The sequence below is a fragment of the Dolichospermum sp. UHCC 0259 genome (assembly GCF_009711935.1).
Taxonomy (GTDB): domain Bacteria; phylum Cyanobacteriota; class Cyanobacteriia; order Cyanobacteriales; family Nostocaceae; genus Dolichospermum.
In genome coordinates this window covers 1-2,520 of sequence record NZ_VIKX01000273.1, presented here as the reverse complement: position 1 = coordinate 2,520, position 2,520 = coordinate 1, and the positions used below count along the sequence as shown (strand labels likewise).

Genomic DNA, 2,520 nt, shown 5'->3' with positions numbered 1-2,520 from the left:
CTCCTATCCCTGTTACTTCCTAATTCCTTTTTAGTGGGGGAGTGTGAACAGTTACACACAAAAGGAGAAGGTAAAGTTGCCTAAAAAGTCTTCTCTGTTGCCCGTTCTCTGTTCCCTTGTCATAACGACAATTTTAACTTAATGGTTTTATGTATTTTTATATAAAGTGTATATATTTACTACATGGAAACACTTGAAAAAAGAGAAACACCAAATTATAAAAAAGTAGAAAGCTCATTTTTCACTAACAAACATGATAATTGAACCTCATGAAAATTACTAAACTTTGATTTAAAATCCCGTTAATGAAGTGTATAATGAATAGTAATGAAATTCATTTTAACTAATTACTCAATTGAGCTACGATAACGCTTGTAAGTATTTATCAGAACAGTATCCTTCCGAATTTGTCCGGTGGTTGTTAGCCAAAGAAGCGCAACAAGTAGAAGTTCTCAAAACTGAACTAACATTAGAACCAATTCGCGCTGATTCTGTGAGTTTTTTGCAAACAGATAACCAGATTCTGCATATAGAATTTCAGACTTTACCAAAGTCTAGAACACCTTTAGATTTCCGAATGCTAGATTATTCTGTCAGGTTAAAACGTCAATATAAATGTCCTGTCATTCAGGTATTAATATTTTTGCAAGAGACTGATAACGAAGTAGTTTTTACAGAGGAATTTAGAGATGAAACAACCAGACATCGCTATCGTGTAATCAGGATGTGGGAGCAAGATTCAGCATTATTTCTAAATAATCCGGCATTATTACCACTTGCACCACTGACCCGCACCAATTCACCATCTATATTATTAGGGCAAGTTGCTGAAAAAATTGCTAAAATTCCTAATAGGGAAGAAAGACAAAATATAGCAGGGTGTACAGAGATTTTAGCGGGATTGAAATTTGAAAAAGATGTTATTCGCCAATTTTTACGGGAGGATATTATGCAAGAGTCAGTAATTTATCAGGATATTTTACAAAAGGGTAAAAAAGAAGAAGCCTTAATATGGATCACCCAGTTTCTAAATTATCGCTTTGGTGACGTTAATTCATCACTAATAGCCGAAATTCAGGTATTATCTTTACCAAAATTAGAAGCGATGAGAAACGTTTTATTTAATGTTGTAACATTAGCAGATTTGGAAGTTTGGTTAAAACAACAATAATCGTCAGTTTAAAATCTTGCTAACAATTCCTCGCGGGATTGAAGTAATCGCGGCAGTCCCTACCCTCAATGTACTCATAGGGTAGGGGTTAGATCGGGTTATTGCAGCAAAAGACATGAAAAAATTAATGTTGTTTATCAAAAAATTGCTGAACGCCATATGTGAAGTATTGTATCCCCTACAGTTACCAAAACTGTAACGGTGATCAAATCTCACCCTGCTCAGGACTATTCTAGGTAAGTACAACAGGGCAAACATCTGTGAGGATTTAGTAATGTCTTACCCGATTCCGTCCAAAATGTGGCAGCGAGTCAGTATTTTAACACTCCTATTATTAATACCAACAGTAGGAATTGCCGTTTTAAATCAGTCTCTGACAAAAGCAATTCCCACCAATTCAACCACCTCAGCCAACTCAATTCTCCCAAATCACCCTAACTACCAAGCACTTCAGGCATTAGTTAACAATTATAGTTGTGTCGCTTCCGTCCCCAACTTTGGCACTCTTCCCCTCACCCGCACAGAATTTGCTACAGTCTTGAATACTTGTTCACAGCGCATCAATGAACTCATAGCAAATAACCCCACCACAGTTGCCCAAGCAGACCTACAAACCCTACAACGCTTACAAAAAGAATTTGCCCCAGAATTAGCAATTCTCAACAATCCCCAAGATGCAGATAAATTAGAAGCTCGTGGTAATATCGCTCCCATTCAACCTAGCAGAGAACGCATTCAAGACCAATCTATCCGTAAGACTAAACCATCAGGCGTAGTTATTGCACCTCCTCTGAATTTCCCAGCGAGTTCATCTGTCATTAATCAGTCCCTTGATCGTCGCAGTAGCCCTAAACTAACAGTTGGAGGTGGTGTTCGTGGTATGGTTGCCCCCGAACCCCAAACAGGTGGCAAATTCAACACCGAGAACTATAACCGCATTGACGATAATCCCTTTCATCGTGTTGGTAATGACCCCCTTTCCACCTTTTCCATAGATGTAGATACAGCAGCCTACAGTAATATGCGACGGTTTATTACCCAAGGACAATTACCACCTAAAGATGCCGTGCGGATAGAGGAATTCATCAACTACTTCACTTATAATTACCCTCAACCCACAGGAAATAGACCTTTTTCCGTCACAACTGAAGTTACTGCTGCACCATGGAATCCTCAACACAAATTAGTACAAGTAGGTTTGCAAGGTAAACGCTTAGAGAGTGAAACCTTACCACCCAGCAACTTGGTATTTCTGATTGATGTCTCCGGTTCTATGGGTGAACCTGACAAATTACCCTTGGTGCAACAGTCGTTAAAATTGCAGCAATTCTCATTTTGAAAAAAATAAA

General features: G+C 38.3%; 2 protein-coding genes. Both read left to right on the top strand.

Annotated features, from left to right (window positions below):
- Positions 1-355: 355 nt before the first annotated feature.
- Positions 356-1,171, top strand: coding sequence for a DUF4351 domain-containing protein (locus tag FJR05_RS23200; protein WP_168646297.1), 816 nt, complete (start codon positions 356-358; stop codon positions 1,169-1,171).
- A gap of 274 nt (positions 1,172-1,445) precedes the next feature.
- Complete coding sequence (locus tag FJR05_RS23195) at positions 1,446-2,510, top strand: von Willebrand factor type A domain-containing protein (RefSeq protein WP_254447043.1); 1,065 nt, start codon at positions 1,446-1,448, stop codon at positions 2,508-2,510.
- Positions 2,511-2,520: the final 10 nt, after the last annotated feature.